The organism is Vibrio sp. D173a (assembly GCF_030248475.1).
In genome coordinates, this window is the sequence record NZ_JAHGAH010000379.1 from 1 (window position 1) to 1,173 (window position 1,173).

Annotated in this window: 1 protein-coding gene and 1 pseudogene; both read left to right on the forward strand. The window is 45.7% G+C overall.

All coding sequences use genetic code 11. The annotated features are described in order from the left end of the window. On the forward strand, positions 1–663 hold a 663-nt coding region (locus tag KIV40_RS25985), incomplete at its 5' end, for a DUF898 family protein (protein WP_285352075.1). Beyond that, positions 663–1,173 (forward strand): annotated as a pseudogene (locus tag KIV40_RS25990) (peptidase); the annotation flags it as partial. The gene KIV40_RS25985 and the pseudogene KIV40_RS25990, both read left to right, overlap by 1 nt.

The window sequence follows — 1,173 nt, forward strand, 5'->3', positions numbered from 1 at the left end:
GTCGCGATGTTGGTGCTCTTGCCGGCTTATGTCTACCTTCAAGCGTGGTCGCTGGTTGGTATCGCAAACTATTTTTCTAATGGCTACCGTTACGGTGAGCGTCAGTTTAAAGCCGATTACACAAACGCGTTTTATTTTAAAACCTATCTGATTGCAACACTGATTTGGATGGTACTGATGGCTGTGGTCGTGGTGAGCTTTGTTGCGATTGCAGGAGTGAATCTAGTTAGCAATCCAGAGTCTTTCGCTGAGCTGATGGGACACAGCGATCTTATTACCTTTATGATCGGATACTACTTGGCGTTTATTGCTATCGGTCTTGCTATTGGTGCTTACCTTAAAGTGAAAGTGCGTAACTACACATTCTCGCAGTTGGTTCTCGAAGGCAAAGATACTGAGTCAGCGTCTGAATTTAGCTTTGCATCAACCTTAACCGTCAAAGGTTATGTCAGTTTAGTGGTCACTAACTTCTTGCTTCAGGTTGTGACTATTGGTCTTGCTCGACCTTGGGTCATGGTTCGAACGACGAATTACCTCGCTGAGAATACCTTTGTTTACGGTGATTTAGATCTACTCGTCGCGAGTGAGCAAGATTCTAACGTGAAGTCAGCGGTGTCAGATGAGGTAGCACAAGCTTTTGATGTCGACCTTGGTATTGGCTAATGTTATCGGGTGTGGCGCATCCACCTCGCAGCTCCGAACGCTGTGAGGCTAAACTCGATACTTCTTTAGATGGTATGCTGGTGCTTTATGTCGGAGAGCAACGTATCTCTGCGGATATCGGAGGCGTTGAGATCAATGTCGGTGTCGGTTCCACGCCAAGCAAAATCTCTTTTCCGGATGGTTGGCTTTTCGTCGCTCAACCTTGCGACGAATTAAAGGCGTTTTTAAAGCAGCATAGCCAACATGATTGGATAGGGAAGTTAGAAAAGAATGCAGTGGCGATTGTCGTTTGCTGTGTTGCCATGTTGGCTTTGACGGTAGGAACATTTACTCATGGTATCCCTTGGTTGACCGAGCGAGTCGTCGCTTACCTTCCGGTGTCAGCCTCAAAGATAGTAGAAGAGCAGGTTCTGATTTCTTTGGATGAGCAATTATTTGAGCCATCTGAATTAACTTTGTCTCGTCAGGTTAAGATCCGTCAAAGGTTCGAAAGGCATTTAAAAGATCTCG